Here is an 18,810-nt window from a genome sequence, read left to right on the forward strand (position 1 = left end):
GGGTGCGGCCGAGCGGGGTGCGGCCGAGCGGGGTGCGGCCGAGCGGGGCGCGGCGCCGCGAGCAGCCGGGGTGCGGGTGGCCCCGGCGCGGGAGGCGGCCTTGCGGGGCGTGCTGGGACGACCGGCCGGCTTGTCCTGCCGGTCGTCGCCGTGTCCCGTGTCGCCCATCGTCAGTCCCTGCCTGCCCGGTGTCAGCCCTGGGCCACGAACCGGGGGAAGGCGCCGGCGCCGGCATACACGGCGGCGTCGTCGAGCTCCTCCTCGATGCGCAGCAACTGGTTGTACTTGGCCACCCGCTCGGAGCGGGCCGGGGCACCGGTCTTGATCTGGCCGCAGTTCGTCGCGACGGCGAGGTCGGCGATGGTGACGTCCTCGGTCTCGCCGGAACGGTGGCTCATCATGCAGCGGTAGCCACTGCGGTGCGCGAGGTCGACGGCATCGAGGGTCTCGGTCAGCGAGCCGATCTGGTTGACCTTCACCAGCAGCGCGTTGGCCGTGCCCGACTCGATGCCACGCTGCAGACGCACCGGGTTGGTGACGAACAGGTCGTCGCCGACGATCTGCACGCGCGTGCCCAGGCGGTCGGTCATGGCCTTCCAGCCGTCCCAGTCCTCCTCGTCGAGCGGGTCCTCGATGGAGACCAGCGGGTAGGAGTCGACGAGGTCGGCGTAGTAGTCGACCATCTCGGCGGAGCTCTTGGCGGCACCCTCGAACTGGTAGGTGCCGTCTTCGTTGTGGAACTCGCTCGCGGCGACGTCGAGGGCCAGCGCGATCTGCGTGCCGGCCTGGTAGCCGGCCTTCTCGATCGCCTCGAGGATGAGGTCGAGCGCGGCGCGGTTGGACTCGAGGTTGGGCGCGAAGCCGCCCTCGTCGCCGAGTCCGGTGGCCAGGCCGCGCTCCTTCAGCACACCCTTGAGCGCGTGGTAGACCTCCGCGCCCCAGCGCAGGGCCTCGCGGAACGTCTCGGCGCCGATCGGCGCGATCATGAACTCCTGGACGTCGACGTTGGAGTCGGCGTGGCTGCCGCCGTTGAGGATGTTCATCATCGGGACGGGCAGCACGTGGGCGTTGGGGCCGCCCAGGTAGCGGAACAGGGGCAGGCCGGCCGACTCCGCGGCGGCCTTCGCCACGGCGAGCGAGACGCCGAGGATGGCGTTGGCGCCGAGCTTGCCCTTGTTGTCGGTGCCGTCGAGCCCGAGCATCACGCCGTCGATGAGGCGCTGCTCGCTCGCTTCGTAGCCGACGAGCTTGGGGTTGATCTCGTCGAGGACGGCGTCGACCGCCTGCTCGACACCCTTGCCGAGGTAGCGGTGCTTGTCGCCGTCACGGCGCTCCACGGCCTCGAAGGCACCCGTCGAGGCGCCCGAGGGGACGGCGGCGCGGGCGATGGTGCCGTCGTCGAGCGCCACCTCGACCTCCACCGTCGGGTTGCCGCGCGAGTCGAGGATCTCGCGAGCGCCTACTGCGTCAATGGTGGCCACAGACATCTCCATCGGATTGCTGAACAGACGGTGCCGGACAGATACGACCCGAGGCTACCCGCCAACTCCCCGCCCGGCGACGACCGACCCGCACCGTGGACGCACCCCGTGGAGCCGGCCCCACGGCATACCCCCACTCGCCCCGGCGATCGAGGTGCTTCAGGCCAAGCGCTGGTATGCCGCCGCGAGCGCGGCTCCCAGCCGCGCGTTGTGGCGCACGAGGGCGATGTTGGTCTCGAGGCTCGCACCCCCGGACAGCTCGACGATCCGGCCCAGCAGGAAGGGGGTGATGTCCTTGCCGTGGATGCCACGCTCGTCGCACTCGGCGAGGGCTTGGTCGATGAGGACGCCGATCTCCGGTGCCGGGATCTCGTCCTCCGCGGGCACCGGGTTGGTGACCGCGATGCCACCCGACAGGCCGAGCGACCACTTCGCGCGCATCATCGCGGCCAGGTCGTCGGCCGAGTCGACCCGCATCGGCGCCGGGTGGCCGCTCTCGCGCGAGTAGAAGGACGGGAACTCGTCAGAGCCGACGACCACGACCGGCACCCCCAGCGTCTCCAGGGACTCGAGCGTCAGACCGATGTCGAGGATCGACTTCACCCCGGCACTGATCACCGCCACGTCGGTCTGGCCCAGCTCGGTGAGGTCGGCCGAGATGTCGAAGCTCGTCTCGGCGCCGCGGTGCACCCCACCGAGGCCGCCGGTCACGAACACCCTGATCCCGGCCAGGGCCGCGAGCCGCATCGTGCTGGCGACCGTGGTGGCACCGTGCGCGTGCCGGGCAATGACGTAGGGCAGGTCGCGGATGCTCACCTTGGCGACGTCGGGGTGGGTCGCCAGGGTCTCGAGCTCGTCGCGGGTGAGACCGATCCGCGGCACCCCGTCGAGCACGGCGATCGTGGCCGGGGTCGCACCCCCGTCACGGATGATCTGCTCCACCTCGAGCGCCATCTCGACGTTGCGGGGGTAGGGCATGCCGTGGCTGATGATCGTGCTCTCGAGGGCCACGACGGGCCGGCCTGCAGCGAGCGCCTCGGCCACCTCGGTCGTGAGCTGGAGCGAAGGGTGCGGGGTGGTCATGCGTTCTCCTTGGTCTTGCTGGTCTGGCTCTGGCTGCTCTGGGCCTGGCGGCTCTGGCTGCCGCGCGTCTTGCTCTGGGCCTGGCCGTCCTGGGTGGCGCCACGCCGGGTCGTCCCCCGCAGCGCCTTGCGGAGCTCTGCGTCGATGAGTCGGGGAGTCAGGTCCGGGCGGACCGTCTCGGGGCTGGCAACGGTGAGGGCAGCCGCCATCTGGCCGAACCGGGCCGCGTCGACGGCACTGTCGCCACGCATCAGCGCGTGGACGAACGCCGCGGTCATCGCGTCGCCCGCGCCGGTGACGTCGACCGCTGTGACGGGTGGGGCGGACAGGGTGACCACGGTGGCCCGTCCGGTGTCGCCGAGGCTGCTGAGCAGGCTCCCCTTGGTGCCACGGCGCACCCAGACGTTCTTGACCCCCACGTCGTGCAACCGGCGGGCTGCCCGCGCGATCGCCGCCCGGGTCTGGGCCACCGGTTCGCCGACGATGGCCGACAGCTCGTCGAGGTTGGGCGTGAGCGCGAGCAGGGGTCGCTGCGGTGAGAGCAGGTGGGCGAGCGGGCGCGCCTTGGCGACGCTGACCGGGTCGAGCACCACGGGCACCTCCACCGCCGCGGCGAAGTCGAGCAGCCACGCCGCCGGAGCCTCGGGGATGTTGCCGTCGAGGACCAACAGGGTCGAGTGGCTCAGCAGGTCGCGGGAGGCCATCAGCTGGCGCACCGTGAGCCGGTCGGTGGCCCGCATGTTCGACACCGCCACCACCAGCTCGCCGCTGGAGTCCAGCACCGCCAGGTAGGTGCCGGTCGGGTCGTCCGACGCGATCAGGTGGTCGACGACCACGCCGGCCGCGCGGGTCGCCGCGACGATCTCGTCGCCGAAGGAGTCGCCACCCACCGGGGCCACGAGGTGGGTGGGGCTGCCGAGCCGGGCGAGGTTCTCGGCGATGTTGCGACCGACGCCGCCGGGGGTGCTCAGGGCCACACCGGGGTTGGAGGTGCGTAGCTCGATCGGGTGGTTCGAGTGGGCCTTGATGTCCATGTTCGCGCCGCCCACCACGACGACGGAGTGCGCGTCCGGGCGGACGATGTAGCCGCGACCGAGGATGGCGCCCTTCCGGGTGAGGTTGGACAGGTGCACCGACACGGCCGCCTTGGTCGACCCGAGCCGCTCCGCGATCGCGGAGGCATCGAGGAGGGGTTGGGCGCGGAGCAGGTCGACGATGTCCCGCTCCCGGTGAGTGAGGCTCATGCTTGGAACTCTAAGAGCACTTGGTATTTCAAGCAAGGGCGGATGCCACGGGAGCCCGGCGACTACTCGACGTCGGGCTCCCGCGAGCCGGTGGACCTGCCGGTCACGCCGGGTGAGCAGCGTGCGCGTGGGTCCGCCGCGAGAAGGCCGCCGCCCCGGCGCCCGCGAGGGCGAGACCGGCAAGCAGGCCCGCGCCGAGCTGCAGCACCTCGACCCCGTTGTCGTCGATCGGGTTGGACAGCGTCCGCTGGGTGCCGCCAGTCGTGCCCCCCACGTAGCAGTTGGTCGAGCAGTGCTGGTCTGCCCAGTCGCCGTTCCCCGGGATCTCACGGGCGCTGGCCGGTCCGGCCAGTGAGAGGGCGATGAGTCCGGTGGCTCCGAGGACGGAGGCCGACCGGCGAATGCTGGTGGTGTGCGACATGGTCCTGATCCTTTGCTTGAGCTGGTGCTTCGTGCCGGACGGGTTGTCCATGACCTGTTGTCGCACCACCCGGTACCGGGGCAGCGCCGGCCGGGTATCAGCCGGGTATCAGGACCGTTGACGGGGTACCGGCAGGGGGCCACATTCGAGGTGTGCGCATCGCCGTGCTCGGCCCCCTCGAGGTCGACGAGGGGAGGATCCTCTTGGCCCCACGGGACCAGGTGGTCCTCGAGGCGCTGGCCGCCCGCCCCGGTGAGACCGTGCGGGCCGAGGCGCTCGCCGAGGCGCTGTGGGGAGAGGCGCTCCCGCCCTCCTGGCCGAAGGTGGTGCAGGGGTGCGTCTCCCGACTCCGCAAGGCGCTGGGGTCCACGGCGATCGTGACCTCCGGCACGGGCTACCGGCTCGTCCTGCACCGCGACGACTTCGACCACCTCTGCTTCGAGGACCTGTTGCTGCGGGCCGGCGCACTGCTGGCCACGGGTGAGCCCGAGCGGGCCAGGTACGCCAGCGGCCAGGCCCTGGGCCTGTGGCGCGGCGACCCGCTGGAACGGCTGGTCGACTGGGACGTGGGCCGGATCGAGACCGAGCGCCTCGCCGAGCGGCGCCGCGACGGCGAGGACCTGTATGCCGAGTCGGCCATCCGTGCCGGGCGCCAGCGCGAGGTGATGGGCGAGCTGCACCGCATGGTCGCCCAGCAGCCCACCCGCGAACGTCGGTGGGGCCTCCTCGCGCTCGCGCAGTACCAGGACGGACGCCAGACCGAGGCGCTCAGCACGCTGCAGCGCGCCCGCGCCACGCTCGTGAACGAGTTCGGCCTCGACCCAGGGCCCCAGCTCGCCGAGCTCGAGGAGGCGATCCTGCGCCAGGACCCTGACCTCGTGGCGCAGGGGGTGGCGCCGGCCACGGTCACGGACTGTCCCTACCTCGGGCTGGTCGCGTACGACGTCGGTGACGCGGCGGCATACTTCGGCCGCGAGACGGACGTCGGCGCGTGCCTGCAGCGGCTCGACGAGGTCGGTGTCCTGGCCGTGGTGGGACCCTCCGGGTGCGGCAAGTCCTCGCTGGTCCGGGCGGGAGTTGCCGCGGCGCTGGTGCGCGACGGTCACCCGGTGAAGATCGTGACGCCAGGGGCACATCCGGAGGAGGTGCTGGCGCAAGCACCCACTGGCCCGGGGGCGGTGTTCGTGGTCGACCAGTGTGAGGAGGCCCTGGGCCTGCCCGAGTCTTCGCCGGAGCGGGAGGCGTTCTTCGCGGGGCTGGTCGCGTTCGCGGCCCGGGGCCGGCTGGTGCTCTCGCTCCGGGCCGACCGCCTCGGCGAGCTGGCCGCGCACCCCGATTTCGCCCACCTCGTCGAGAGGGGGCTGTACCTCTTGGGGGGCATGGGTTCCGCCGAGCTGCGCAGCGCGATCGAGGGCCCTGCGGCGCAGGCCGGGCTGCGCCTGGAGCCGGGACTGGTCGACCTCCTCGTGCGCGAGGTCGAGGGCTCGCCCGGGGCGTTGCCCCTCCTGTCCCACGTGCTGCGGCAGACGTGGCGCCGCCGCGAGGGCGACACCCTGACCGTCAACGGGTATGCCGCGACCGGCGGGGTGCGCGAAGCCGTCGCCCAGTCCGCCGAGCGGCTCTACCGCGAGCTGAACGCGAGCCAGCAGGGGATGCTCCGTGACCTCATGGTGCGGCTCGTCTCGTCCGACGACGCCGGCGACCCGGTCCGCACGAGGGTGGCTCGACGCACCGTGACGTCGGACGACGAGCACGCGGCCGTCGTCGAGGCGCTGGTGGCAGCACGCCTGCTGAGCAGCGACGGTGACACCGTGGAGATCGCCCACGAGTCCCTTGCCGTCGCGTGGCCACGACTGCGGTCGTGGCTGGACGACGACGTCGACGGGCTGCGGATCATGCGGCACCTCACCGTGGCTGCGGAGAGCTGGGACGAGCTGGGACGACCCGACAGTGAGCTGTACCGCGGGGTCCGCCAGGCCCGGGCAGCCGAGTGGCGGCACGGCCACGAGGCTGAGCTCACCCCTGCCGAGCGGGCCTTCCTCGACGCCTCGGCGGAGCTGGGTGAGGCCGAACAGCGGGCCACCGAGGAGCAGGTCCGGAGGGAACGGCGCTCCAACCAACGGCTCCGGGCCGGGCTGTCCGCGTCGCCGTCCTGCTGGCCGTGTCGATCGTCGCGGGGGCGCTGGCCAAGACCGCTGCTGACACTGCCGATCGGGAGGCAGCCGCGACCGCGAAGCAGGCCCAGGCCGCCGATGCCCGTCGCCTCGGGTCCGAGGCGCTGCGTTCCACCGCGACCGACCGCTCCCTGCTACTCGCTGCGGCGGGGGTCTCGCTGGACGACTCGCTGGACACGCGGACGAACCTCCTCGCCACGCTCGACCGCACCCCGGCCCTCATCGGCAGCGCACGGAGCTCCGGCCGGATCTTCCACCTGGCGGCAAACGCGTCGACCGACCAGGTGGCCGTCATGGCGGCGGACGGCATCGGTCTCGAGCTCTATGACGGACCGACCCTGCGCCGCCTACCGGTGCCCGAGAAGCTCGTCGGGGGCACGGTCGTCGCCCGACCGGACGGACAGGGTTATGTCGTCTCGATCTCAGGCGACCTGGTGGAGGGCGGCCAGTCGCCTATCCTCCTGCTGGACCGGTCCGGCGCGAGGTCGCCGGTCCAGCTCGGCGGCATCCCGCCGCGGTACCAGGTCCTCGACCTCGGGTTCCCTCGGCGCTGGTACCTCGGGTTCTCACCCACGGGCCGCTGGTTCGCTGCGTCCTTGGTGCACATGCCCGAGGACGGGCGCACGATCACCCTGGTCTGGGATCTGGAGTCCCCCAGCCGCCCGGTCGCGAGACTCGAGCTCGGCTGGGTGGGCAGTGCTGCGACCGTCAGCCCGAACGGCCGCACGCTGTACACGGGCGCCTACGACGAGGGCCTCGTACCCGGCGGGAGGGGCCAGCTGCTCGTCACCAACCTCCCCGGCGGCACCACGCGTCGGGCCCTGGACCCAGCCGACCTCGCCGTGCGGCAGCTCGACGACGTGCTCGCCCAGAGCCCGGACGGCCGGACCCTCGCGGTGGGCGCCGGGGTCGAGGTCGTCCTGGTGGACACCGCGACGCTGAAGGCACGAGCGCACCTCTCCGGCCAGGGTGACGCGCAGGCCCTGGCCTTCTCGCCCGACGGCACCCACCTGGCCGCGGCTGGCGACCGCCTGACGGTGTGGGACCTCAGTGGGGGAGAACCGGTGGAGGTCCTCGCCCAGGAGGGTGACGCCGACGACCCCGCGTTCAGCCGGGACGGGAAGACGCTCTACACCAAGACGGTCGGGGGTCTGGTCCAGTCGTGGGACCTCGTGGGCGACCGACGCTTTCTCTCCACCCAGCGCGGCGAGCACCTGGACTGGCCGGACACCTGGGTCAAGTTCTCCCCGGACCGGTCGAAGGTGGCCTACCTGGCCAACGGACCCAAGTTCCGCATCCGCGACGTCGGCAGCGGCAGGCTCGGACCGGTGGTCGCCCCGCCCATGGCACAGGGGAGCTACAGCGACATTGCCTGGCACCCCGACGGCGGCATCGTCAGCATGACCTCGGGAGACCCATGGGTGCGGACCTGGGACGCGACCACAGCCCGTGCGCTCGCCGCGCACCGGCTCGCCCCCGAACCCTCCGGGGAAGCCGCCGCTGCCTCCTCCTTCAGCCGCGACGGGAAGTACCTGCTCGTCGGAACCACCGAAGGGCGGGTGCACGTCCTGGACGCACGGACCCTCGCCCCCGTCAGGGAACCGATCCAGGTGCACGTGACGAAGGAGACGGAGCCTCAGGCCGACGACATCTGGAGCTTCGCCACGAGCGGCGACGGCCGCACGGCATACCTGGCCGACGCGATCGTCGACTACGTCGCCGGGACCGTCCGGCGCATGCCTGACCTCGGCTTCACCGTGGTGGACCTGTACCCATCGCCCGACGGGAAGCGGCTCATCGTGGGGACCGGCCCTACCGGGACCGGGCTCCTCGACGCCACCACCCTGCGCTGGATCGCCCCGCCGAGCGCGGCGCAGGCCGGGCTCGTGGGCAACTCCACGACGGTGTGGAGCGACGACGGGTCGCTCGTGGCCAGCGTCACCGAGGACGGTCGGGTGAGCTACTGGGACGGCCGGAGGGGCGACCTGCTCGGCACCGCGACGGCGTCCACCGCGGGCGACCCGGTCTTCTCCCGGGACGCCCACCGGCTGCTCGTCGCAGGGAGCGACGGCAACGTCCTCACCTGGCGGCTGGACCCCCGGTCCTGGGTCGACGCCGCCTGTCGACTGGCGGGCCGGCCACTGACCGAACAGGAGTGGCGCAACTACCTCCCGACCCGCACCTTCGCCCCCGTCTGCGCGTCCTGACCCATTCCGGGCACCCTCGGTGTCGACCCCCGTGCGGCACCGGTGTCAATCCGGTGTCAGAGCGGTTGACGCCACCTCGGGCGAGGATCACTGTCAGCACATGCGCATCGCGCTGCTGGGAACGCTGCAGGTCAACGACGGTCGGACGGCTCTCGGTCCGCGCGACCGCATCATCCTGCAGGCCCTGGCGACGCGCCCCGGCACCGAGCTCAGTGCCGAGGCACTCGCCGAGACCCTCTGGGGAGACGAGCTGCCCGAGACCTGGCAGAAGGTCGTCCAGGGCTGCATCGTGCGCCTCCGCAAGGCCCTCGGTGCCGAAGCCATCCGCACCTCACCCCACGGCTACCGCCTGGACCTGCACCAGGACGAGATGGACCACCTGCACTTCGAGCACCTCCTGACCCGGGCTCGCGAGCTGCTGGCGAACGGCGAACCCGAGCGGGCGCTCTACGTGACCGGGCAGGCACGGGAGCTGTGGCGCGGCGAACCGCTCGTCGACCTCGCGGACTGGGGTCCCGGCAGGGTCGAGGCGGAACGGCTCGGCGAGCTGTGTCGGGACGCCGAGGACCTGCACGCCGAAGCGGGGCTGCGCTCCGGCCGCTACCAGGACGTCCTTAGCGACGCGCTGCGCATGGTGGCCGAACAGCCCACGCGCGAGCGACGGTGGGGTCTGCTGGCCCTGGCGCAGTACCAGGCCGGGCGCCAGGGAGACGCCCTCCAGACGCTGCACCGTGCCAAGCTCACCCTCCTCAACGAGCTGGGGCTCGACCCAAACCCGGAGCTCGCCCAGCTGGAGCAGGCCATCCTGCGGCAGGACCCGTCTCTGGCCGCCCAGACGGTGCTCCCCCCGACCAGTGCCGAGTGCCCCTACCTCGGTCTGGTCGCCTACGGCATCGCCGACGCCCCGGCCTTCTTCGGCCGCGAAGCCGACATCGCCGCCTGCCTGCGCCGACTGGACGAGGGACAGGTCCTCGCCGTGGTCGGGCCGTCCGGCTGCGGGAAGTCATCTCTCGCCCGGGCGGGGGTCGGGGCAGCCCTGGAGCGCGACGGGCGTCGGACCCGGGTCCTCACCCCGGGGGCGCACCCGACCGAGGCGCTGTCCGCTGCGAACCCACGGGCGACGGACGTCCTCGTCGTCGACCAGTGCGAAGAAGCTCTCGCGCTCGACGCAGACTCGCCCGAGCGGAGCGAGTTCTTCGACCAGCTAGTCGCGTTCGCCACCCGCGGGCGGGGGCTCCTTGTCGTCTCCCTCCGGGCTGACAGGCTGGGTGAGCTCTCGACGCATCCGGAGTTCGCCCGACTCATCGAACGCGGCCTGTACCTGCTCGGCCCGATGACAACACCGGACCTCCGGCTGGCGATCGAAGGGCCGGCGGCGCAGGCCGGGCTGCGGCTCGAGCCCGGCCTGGTGGACCTGCTCGTCCGGGAGGTGCAGGGAGAGCCAGCCGCCCTCCCCCTGCTGTCCCACGTGCTGCGTCAGACCTGGAAGCGGCGGGAGGGCACCACCCTGACCGTCGCTGCCTACGCGGCGACGGGGGGGATCCGCGAGGCGATCTCGCAGTCCGCCGAAGGCGTGTTCCGCGACCTCACGCCTGGTCAGCAGGGCGTCCTGCGCAACCTGATGGTGCGGCTCGTCGCACCGGACGACCTCGGCGAGCCCGTCCGCCAGCGGGTCCCCCGCCGCTCCATCGCCACGGACGAGGACCACACTCTGCTCATCGAGCGGCTGGTGGGCGCCCGCCTGCTCAGCACCGACGGTGAGACCCTGGAGATAGCCCACGAGGCACTCGCCCTTGCGTGGCCGCGACTGAGGTCGTGGCTCGACGACGACGTCGACGGGCTGCGCATCATGCGGCACCTCTCGGTCGCCAGCACGAGCTGGGACGACCTGGGGCGCCCCGACAGCGAGCTCTACCGCGGCGTCCGCCAGGCCCGGGCAGCGGAGTGGCGGCGCGGCCACGACCCCGAGCTCACCCCTGCGGAGCGGGCCTTCCTGGACGCCTCGTCCGAGCTGGCCGAGACCGAACAGCGCGCCACCGAGGAGCAGGTCCGGAGGGAACGTCGCTCCAACCAACGTCTGCGCTCCGGCCTCGCGGCTGTCGCGGTGCTGCTGGCCGTCGCGATCGTCGCGGGGGCCCTCGCGAGGACGGCCGCCAACCGGGCCGACCAGCAGGCGCTGGTGGCGGACGCCCGTCGACTGGGTGCCGAGGCACTGCGCACCGAAGACCTCGACCGTTCCCTCCTGCTCGCTGCCGCCGCAGTCACCCTCGACGACACGGTGGACACCCGAACGGCACTGCTCGCGACCCTCGACCGGGGGCCTTCGCTGGCCGCCAGCGCCCGCAGCACCGGGCGAATCCTCAGCCTGCGCGTCAACGGGGCCACAGGTCAGGTCGCGACGATGRCTGCCGACGACATCGGACTCCAGCTGCGCGACGGACAGACCCTCGCGAAGGTCCCCGTGCCGGCGCCGATCCACGGGGTCGAGGTGGCGGCCAGCCCTGATGGCGAGCACTACGCCGTGTCGATGCTGACCGACCTCGTCGAGGGCGGCAGCGAGCCCTCCGTCGTGCTGCTCGACAAGTCGGGCGTCCGGTCAGCGACGCAGCTCGGCGGCCTCCCGCCAGGCTTCCACGTGTTCCAGGGCATGGGGTTCAGCCCCAACGGCCGCTGGCTCGCGATCTCGTTCATCCACCTGCACGGCGAGAAGCCAGACCTCACCGGGGTGTGGGACCTCGAGTCACCCGCGAAGCCGATGGCGATCTTCGCACTCGCTGACGGGCACTCCCCGACCGTCAGCTCCGACGGCCGCACGCTCTACTCCACCAGCCCAGGAGGCGGCAGGCTCGTGGTGACTGCCCTTCCGAGCGGCCGGCTGCGACGTGTCCTGGAGCCCAAGGACCTCGGGGTGCGTCAGCTCGACGAGGTTCTCGTCCAGAGCCCCGATGGTGCACGCCTCGCGATCAGCGGCGGGGTGGAGGCCGTCCTCGTGGACACCTCCACGCTCGCGCCGCGGACCTACCTCGCCGGCCAGGGCTGGACGAACGGGCTGGCCTTCTCGGCCGACGGCACCCGGGTCGCCGCCTCGGGGGACCGGCTGACGGTCTGGGCACTGCACGGATCCGAGGCCCGCGAGATCCTCGTCGAGCGCAGCGGGGCCTCCCTGCCTGCCTTCAGCCGCGACGGCCAGACGCTCTACACCGCGACGCTGGCCGGGCTGGTCCAGGCCTGGGACCTCGACGGGTCACGGCGGTTCCTCGCCTCGCGGGTCGGGGAGGCCTCCGGTTTAGGCCAACCCGTCGTGCGCGTCTCCCCGGGCCTCGACAAGGTGGCGTACGTGGAGGGCGGACCAAGGCTGCGGATCCGGGACCTCGCCACGGGCCGCCTCGGCCCGGTGCTCGCCCTGCCGATGCAGCAGCGGAGCTTCATCGACGTGGCGTGGCATCCCGACGACTCGACCGTGAACGTCACCACCGGCGACCCCGTCGTGCGCACGTGGGCGGCGGCGACCGGTCGGATGCTGGCCCAGCACCGACTGGGGCCACCGGACTCGAGCGAGGGGGCCGCGATCGCCTTCTTCACCGACGACGGCAAGTACCTGCTCGTCGGGAGCACCACAGGACGGTTGCACGTCCTCGACGCACGCACGCTGAGCCCGCTTCGGGCGCCCGTCCAGGTCACCAGGGCCGAGGCGGGCCAGTCCGAGGCCGCTCCGCTGGGCTCACTCGTGTTCAGCACTGCCCGCCACACGGCATACGCAGGGGATCAGGTCGTGGACTACCTGTCGGGCGCCATCCGCACCATGCCGGACCTCGGTGCGCCAGTGAAGAACCTCCAGACATCGCCCGACGGAAACCGGCTGCTCGTGGACCTCGGTGACGCGGGGGTCGGCCTCCTGGACGCCACGACCATGAAGTGGGTATCGACTCCCGTCCCGACGCAGGCCGGGCTGATGGGCTACTCCACCCGGTTCAGCGACGACGGGAGCCTGGTGGCGAGCGTCAACGAGGGCAAGCTGAGCGACTGGGACGGCGTCACCGGCACCTACTTGGGCTCGACGACGGTCAACGACGACGGCGAACCCGCCTTCACCAAGGACGACCGCCGCATCCTCTTCGCGGGAGCGGGTGGAGCGCTCCTCACCTGGACCCTCGATCCCCGGTCGTGGTTGGCGACGGCCTGCCGGCTGGCGGGTCGGCCCCTGACAGAGCAGGAATGGCACACCTACCTGCCGGGCCGGCCCTTCGTGCCGGTCTGCGCCTCCTGATCACAACCCACCCCCCTCGACGTCGAGAGCTCCCCGCACTTTCGCCCCTTTGACCGCAACGCACCACATGACTGAAAAGTCTTGTCGGACAATCGGTTTCATCCCCCCTCGACGCCGGTGTCAACTGGGTGTCAGGGGTGTTGACGCGTCCTCGGACGAGGACCACTGTCGAAGCATGCGCATTGCGCTGCTCGGATCACTGCAGGTCGACGACGGACGGACGACCCTCGGCCCCCGGGACCGTGTCGTCCTCCAAGCCCTCGCGACCCGGCCCGGTTCGGACCTCAGCACCGAAGCGCTGGCCGAGACCCTGTGGGGCGAGGACCTTCCCGAGACCTGGCAGAAGGTCGTCCAGGGGTGCATCGTCCGGCTCCGCAAGGCACTGGGACCCGAGGCGATCCAGACCTCCACCAACGGCTACCGCCTCGTCATGCACCACGACGAGGTGGACCACGTCCACTTCGAGGACCTCCTGGCGCGGGCTCGCGAGCTGCTGGCGAACGGCGAGCCCGAGCGGGCGCACTACGTGACTGGGCAGGCCCGGGAGCTGTGGCGGGGCGAACCGCTCGTCGAGCTGGCCGACTGGGGCCCAGGGCGGGTCGAGGCCGAGCGCCTGGGCGAGCTGTGGCGTGAAGCCGAGGAGGTGCACGCCGAAGCCGCACTGAGGTCCGGCCGCCACCAGGAGGCCATGGGCGACGTGCTGCGCATGGTGGCCGAACAGCCCACCCGCGAGCGACGGTGGGGCCTGCTGGCCCAGGCGCAGTACCAAGCGGGCCGACAGGGTGACGCCCTCCAGACGCTGCACCGCGCCAAGGTGACCCTGGTGAACGAGCTGGGGCTCGACCCCGGCCCGGAGCTGGCCGAGCTGGAGCAGGCCATCCTGCGTCAGGACCCCTCGCTCACGGCGCACAGCGGGCCGGCCGCCGCAGCCGCCTGCCCGTACCTCGGCCTGGTCGCCTACGACGTGTCCGACGCCCCGGCCTTCTTCGGTCGGCAGGCGGACGTGGTGGCGTGCCTGCGGCGCCTGGACGAGACCGGCGTGCTGGCGGTGCTCGGCCCGTCGGGCTGCGGCAAGTCCTCGCTGATCCGTGCCGGGGTCGCCGCAGCACTCGAACGGGATGGTCGCCGGGTCGCGGTGGTCACCCCCGGCCCCCACCCCACGGAGGCCCTGTCCGCCACCAGCCACCGGCCCAACGACGTGATGGTGGTCGACCAGTGCGAGGAGGCGCTCGCACCCGACGTGGACCCCGCTGAGCGGGCGGACTTCTTCGACCGCCTCGCGGCCTTCCTCGCAGCCCCCGTCCCTGTCCCCGGGCGCGGTGCGCTCGTGCTCTCGATCCGTGCGGACCGGATCGGCGAGCTGTCCGCCCACCCTGAGTTCGCCCGACTCATCCAGCCCGGGCTCTACCTGCTCGGCGCCATGAGCGAACCCGACCTCCGGCTGGCGATCGAAGGACCTGCGGCGCACGCCGGGCTACGGCTCGAGCCCGGCCTGGTCGACCTGCTGGTCCGGGAGGTGCAAGGTGAGCCCGCAGCCCTTCCGTTGCTGTCCCACGTGCTGCGCCAGACCTGGAAGCGACGCGAGGGCACCACCCTCACGGTCGCCGGCTACAGCGCGACCGGAGGGATCCGCGAGGCGATCGCCCAGTCCGCCGAGAGCCTCTTCCGCGACCTCACCCCGGGCCAGCAGGAGGTGCTCCGTGACCTCATGGTTCGGCTCGTCGCACCCGACGACCTCGGCGAGCCCGCCCGGCAGCGGGTCCCCCGCCGTTCGGTCGCCACCGACACGGACCACAGGGTGCTCATCGAGCGGCTCGTGGGCGCCCGCCTGCTCAGCACCGACGGAGACACCGTCGAGATCGCCCACGAGGCGTTGGCGGTGGCCTGGCCGCGGCTGCGGTCGTGGCTGGACGACGACGTCGACGGGCTGCGCATCATGCGGCACCTGTCGGTCGCGAGCAGCAGTTGGGACGACCTGGGCCGCCCGGACAGCGAGCTCTACCGCGGTGTCCGGCAGGCGCGAGCGGCGGAGTGGCACGAGCGGTCGGGCGCCACGCTCACGGCCACCGAGCGTGACTTCCTGCACGCCTCCGCCGCGCTGGCCGACAAGGAGCAGAGGGCCACCGAAGCCCAGGTGCGGCTCGAGCGGCGACTCAACCAGCGGCTCCGCGCCGGACTCGCTGCCGTCGCGGCCCTGCTGGCCGTCGCGATCGTCGCCGGAGCGCTGGCCCTGACCGCTCGCAACACCGCCGATCGGGAGGCAGCCGCGACCGCGAAGCAGGCCCGGGCCGCCGATGCCCGCCGTCTGGGAGCGGAGGCGCTCCGGTCCGAGGACCTCGACCGATCGCTGCTCCTCGCCGCTGCGGGCGTGAAGTTGGACAACTCGTCGGACACCCGCGCCAGCCTGCTCGCGACCCTCGACCGTGGCCCCGCGCTGACCAGGACAGCACACAGTGCCGGTCACCTCCTGAGCCTGGCCGTCGACCCAGTGTCCGGTCGGGTGGCCACCACGGCCGCCGACGCCGTGGGCCTCGAGCTCTACGACGGGCGGTTGCTCACGCCGATGGCGATCCGCGAGCACCTGTCGGCCGGCTCGGTGTTCGCCGACCCGGACGGGAGCGGCTTCGCGGTCTCGATCAGCGCGGACCTCGTCAAAGCAGGCACCGAGCGGCCGGTGGTCCTCCTTGACCCCAGCGGAGCCAGGTCCGCCGTGCAGCTCGGCGGCTTCCCTGAGGGCTACCAGGTCTACGACAACTTCGGGTTCGACCCCAGCAGCCGGTGGAACATGGGCTACAGCCCCCGGGGCCGCTGGTTCGCCGCGTCGCTGCGCGACATCGGCGGCACGAGACCTGACCTCACCGTGGTCTGGGACCTTCGGTCGCCCCGCCACCCGGTCGCGCGCTTCGCGCTGCTGGACGGCAAGGCCCCGATGGTCAGCAGCGACGGCCGGACGCTCTACTCGATGAGCAACGACCCAGGACGTCTCGTCGTCACCAACCTCCCGAGTGGCACGCGGCGTCGAGTGCTGTCCCCCGCAGACCTCGGCGTCCACCAGCTCGACCCAGTGCTCGTCGAGAGCCCGGACGGCCGGACCCTCGCCGTCGGGGCCGGGGTCGAGGCTGTCCTCGTCGACTCCGCCACGCTCCGGCCGAAGGCCTACCTGTCGGGTCATGGCACCACCTCGGCCCTGGCCTTCTCCCCGGACGGCACCCGCGTGGCGGCGACCGGCGACCGCCTGCTGGTTTGGGACGTCAGTGGTGCTGAGCCCGTCCAGCTCCTGACCCAGGCCGGCCCGGTCGACGCCCCGCAATTCAGCCGTGACGGGACGACGGTGTTCACGAAGACCTTCGCCGGGGTGCTCGAGGCCTGGGACCTCGCGGGCACCCGCCGCTTCATCGCTGCCCGGCCGGGGCAGCCCCTGGCGTGGAAGAACGGCTTCGACCGGATCTCCCCCGACGGGCGCAAGGTCGCGTACGTGCAGCTCGGGCCCCGGTTCCGGGTCCGCGACCTGGTCACGGGCACGCTGGGTCCGCTGGTCAGCACCTCGATGCCCCAGGGGAGCTACCTCGACATCGCCTGGCATCCGGACAGCACCCTCATCAACATGACCACCGGCGACCCCGTGGTGCGGACGTGGGACAGCCGCACCGGTCGTGAGGTCGCCCAGCGACGGCTGGCTCCGCCACCCTCCACCGAGGGCGCCGCCATCGCCTTCTTCAGCCTCGACGGGAAGTACCTCCTCGTGGGCACCACAGCAGGTCGGCTCCACGTGCTCGACGCCCACACCCTCGTGCCCGCGCGCGAGCCGATCCAGGTGTACCCCCCGAGGTCGGGGAGGGCCGGTCACCAGGACGTCTACGACTTCACGCCCAGCGGTGACCTCCACACGGTGTACCTCAACGACGCCATCGTGGACTACGTCGCCGGAACGGTGCGGAAGTGGCCGGCCCTGGGCTCGCACGTGGTCGCCAGGTTCCCCTCCCCGGACGGCCGGCGCCTGCTCGTGGGTACCGAGACAGGGACCGGGCTGCTTGACGCCGAGACGATGCGCTGGATCTCCCCGCCGAGCGCGGCCCAGGCCCGGTTCGTGGGTGGTGGCACGAAGTTCAGCGACGACGGCTCGCTCGTCGCGAGCGTCAGCAACGGCCGGCTCAACCACTGGGACGGACGGACAGGGGCCTACCTCGGCAGCGCCACCGTCGACTGGGACGGCGACCCCGCCTTCACGACGGACGACTCCCAGCTGCTCTTCGCCGGCGAGACCGGCACGGTGGTGAGCTGGAACCTCGACCCTGCCTCGTGGGTGGCAGCCGCCTGCCGCATCGCCGGTCGCGACCTCACCGAGGCCGAGTGGCACACCTACCTGCCGGGCCGGCCCTTCGTGCCGGTCTGCGCCTCCTGATCGAGGTCGCGCAGGGCCCGACGCAGCTCGGCGTCGGCGTCCAGGCCCTCGGCTCGCCCCCGGGCGAGCAGCGCGAGCAGCTCGGCGCCGAAGCCGTCCGCCTCGGGGAGCGCACCGTGCCCGGTCCGCTCCCAGCGCGCGAGCACCTTCTCCGCCGCGAGCAGGCTCGGCAACGACCTCGGTATGCCGTGCAGCAGGCCCGCGTGGCCGTCCTCGCCTCCCCCGTGGGGCGCCTTGGCCGCGCGCTCCGCGGCCTTGATCTGCTCCCAGGCGCGCTCCACCTCGGCGGGGGTGGAGGCGTCGGCGTCGGCGAACACGTGGGGGTGCCGACGGACGAGCTTCTCGATGATGGCACCGGCCACGTCGTCCACGTCGAACGGCTCGGTGGCGTGCTCCTGGGCCACGCGGGCCTGGAACACCACCTGCAGGAGCACGTCACCGAGCTCCTCGCGGATGTGGTCGCGGTCGCCGGACTCGATGGCCTCGGCCGCCTCGTGGCTCTCCTCGATGAGGTACTTCACCAGCGACTCGGGGGTCTGCTCGGCGTCCCAGGGGCACCCGCCGGGCGAGCGCAGCCGGTCCATCACCGCCACGAGGTCGAGCAGCCGCGACCCGGGGACGTCCCACGAGGCGACCAGCACCTCGACCTCCGGCGGCGAGCCCAGGCGCGACACCTCCGACGCGATGGCGTCGGTGAGCCCGGGGTCACCGTCGGCCGAGGCGACCCAGACGACGTCGCCCTGCGCGGCGCGGTCCATGAGCGCCCGAGCGAGCGTCGGAGCGGTCTGGTCACCGACGTGCTCGACCGGGACACCTGCCTCGGCAACGGCTTCGGACAGCGGTTCGGAGGCGTCGCGAGCCCACACCGCGTCGGCGGTGTCGAGGGTCTGCCAGGCCGTGCGGGTGAACAGCCCGGGCGCGATCCTGGGGCTGCCGACCAGCAGGGTCAGCCGTCCCGTCACGGGTGGCTCAGCCCTGCGGCGTGGGCTGGGCGGCGGGCTCGGCCTTGATCCAGTTGGGCTGGCTCGTGTCGAACCGGACCTTCGCGGCGTCGAAGGTGCCGTAGCGCGGGTTCATCGTGACCTTCGCCTTCCGGGCGAGCTCCACGACCTTCCCCTGCTCGATGGTGGTGAGCTGTTGCGACGCGATGCTGGACTTCACGAGCTCGAGCGTGGCGTGGCTCGGGTCGACGATCTCGGTGATCGCCGCCGCGGCGGCGCTGTCGGACAGTCCCTTGCCGTTCTCGTCCGCGATCTGGTTGATGAAGCCAGCCATGACGAGGCTGGACAGCGCGTTCGCCGCGTTGAGCGACGAGTCGGGGTAGGCCTTGGTGATCTGGCTGGTGGCCTCCTGGACCTCCTGCTCGGTGATCCGGTGGCCGTTGACGACGGCGGCGGTGCCGGCGGTAGCGCAGCCGGACACGGCCAGCACGCCGGCCACGGCGACCGCCACGACGGCCCCTCGCACGACGCTGAATGCCTTCACGGGATGGCCCTTGGTCATGTACTGCCCTCTCACCATGCTCAGTGTC

10 protein-coding genes are annotated in these 18,810 nt (G+C 72.3%); 4 read left to right on the plus strand and 6 right to left on the minus strand.

Annotated features, from left to right (window positions below):
• Positions 1–191: 191 nt before the first annotated feature.
• From eno to AC1DX8_RS09875, 4 genes are all read right to left on the minus strand, one after another.
• On the minus strand, positions 192–1,481 hold the full coding sequence (gene eno / locus AC1DX8_RS09860) for a phosphopyruvate hydratase (protein WP_477629746.1): 1,290 nt from the start codon (positions 1,479–1,481) through the stop codon (positions 192–194).
• Between the two features lie 159 nt (positions 1,482–1,640).
• Positions 1,641–2,564 carry a pseudouridine-5'-phosphate glycosidase gene (locus AC1DX8_RS09865; RefSeq protein WP_477629747.1) on the minus strand — a complete coding sequence of 308 codons (924 nt, stop codon included), beginning with the start codon at positions 2,562–2,564 and terminating at the stop codon, positions 1,641–1,643.
• Complete coding sequence (locus AC1DX8_RS09870) at positions 2,561–3,808, minus strand: PfkB family carbohydrate kinase (RefSeq protein ID WP_477629748.1); 1,248 nt, start codon at positions 3,806–3,808, stop codon at positions 2,561–2,563. Before AC1DX8_RS09870 ends, AC1DX8_RS09865 begins: the two co-directional genes overlap by 4 nt.
• 103 nt (positions 3,809–3,911) lie before the next feature.
• Positions 3,912–4,229, minus strand: a complete 318-nt coding sequence (locus AC1DX8_RS09875) for a hypothetical protein (protein WP_477629749.1) — start codon at positions 4,227–4,229, stop codon at positions 3,912–3,914.
• 152 nt (positions 4,230–4,381) lie between these two features.
• Here AC1DX8_RS09875 and AC1DX8_RS09880 point away from each other — a divergent pair, with 152 nt between their 5' ends.
• The 4 genes from AC1DX8_RS09880 to AC1DX8_RS09895 all read left to right on the plus strand — a co-directional run bounded on the left by AC1DX8_RS09880 (position 4,382) and on the right by AC1DX8_RS09895 (position 17,279).
• Positions 4,382–7,345, plus strand: a complete 2,964-nt coding sequence (locus tag AC1DX8_RS09880) for an AfsR/SARP family transcriptional regulator (RefSeq protein ID WP_477629750.1) — start codon at positions 4,382–4,384, stop codon at positions 7,343–7,345.
• A complete protein-coding gene (locus tag AC1DX8_RS09885) occupies positions 7,246–8,610 on the plus strand; it encodes a WD40 repeat domain-containing protein (RefSeq protein ID WP_477629751.1) in 1,365 nt (454 codons plus the stop codon). Before AC1DX8_RS09880 ends, AC1DX8_RS09885 begins: the two co-directional genes overlap by 100 nt.
• 100 nt (positions 8,611–8,710) lie before the next feature.
• Positions 8,711–12,877 (plus strand): nSTAND1 domain-containing NTPase, encoded by a 4,167-nt coding sequence (locus AC1DX8_RS09890; protein WP_477629752.1) that lies wholly within the window; start codon positions 8,711–8,713, stop codon positions 12,875–12,877.
• 175 nt (positions 12,878–13,052) lie between these two features.
• The gene (locus AC1DX8_RS09895; RefSeq protein WP_477629753.1) at positions 13,053–17,279 is read left to right on the plus strand and encodes an nSTAND1 domain-containing NTPase; all 4,227 of its coding nucleotides are present in this window, start codon (positions 13,053–13,055) and stop codon (positions 17,277–17,279) included.
• Here the strand turns inward: AC1DX8_RS09895 and AC1DX8_RS09900 are convergent.
• Together AC1DX8_RS09900 and AC1DX8_RS09905 are read right to left on the minus strand one after the other, a co-directional pair.
• Positions 17,237–18,241 carry a nucleoside triphosphate pyrophosphohydrolase gene (locus AC1DX8_RS09900; RefSeq protein ID WP_477629754.1) on the minus strand — a complete coding sequence of 335 codons (1,005 nt, stop codon included), beginning with the start codon at positions 18,239–18,241 and terminating at the stop codon, positions 17,237–17,239. The two genes, AC1DX8_RS09895 and AC1DX8_RS09900, sit on opposite strands and share 43 nt — an antisense overlap.
• Positions 18,242–18,248: 7 nt before the next feature.
• Positions 18,249–18,764, minus strand: coding sequence for a SurA N-terminal domain-containing protein (locus AC1DX8_RS09905; RefSeq protein ID WP_477629755.1), 516 nt, complete (start codon positions 18,762–18,764; stop codon positions 18,249–18,251).
• Between the last annotated feature and the right edge of the window lie 46 nt (positions 18,765–18,810).

Source organism: Pedococcus sp. P2_A3, from assembly GCF_056405035.1.

Bases quoted from the DNA above. Each gene is read 5' to 3' on its own strand.
- AC1DX8_RS09870 (WP_477629748.1), bottom strand. From the start codon at position 3,808: ATGAGCCTCACTCACCGGGAGCGGGACATCGTCGACCTGCTCCGCGCC.
- AC1DX8_RS09865 (WP_477629747.1), bottom strand. From the start codon at position 2,564: ATGACCACCCCGCACCCTTCGCTCCAGCTCACGACCGAGGTGGCCGAG.
- AC1DX8_RS09895 (WP_477629753.1), top strand. From the start codon at position 13,053: ATGCGCATTGCGCTGCTCGGATCACTGCAGGTCGACGACGGACGGACG.
- AC1DX8_RS09875 (WP_477629749.1), bottom strand. From the start codon at position 4,229: ATGTCGCACACCACCAGCATTCGCCGGTCGGCCTCCGTCCTCGGAGCC.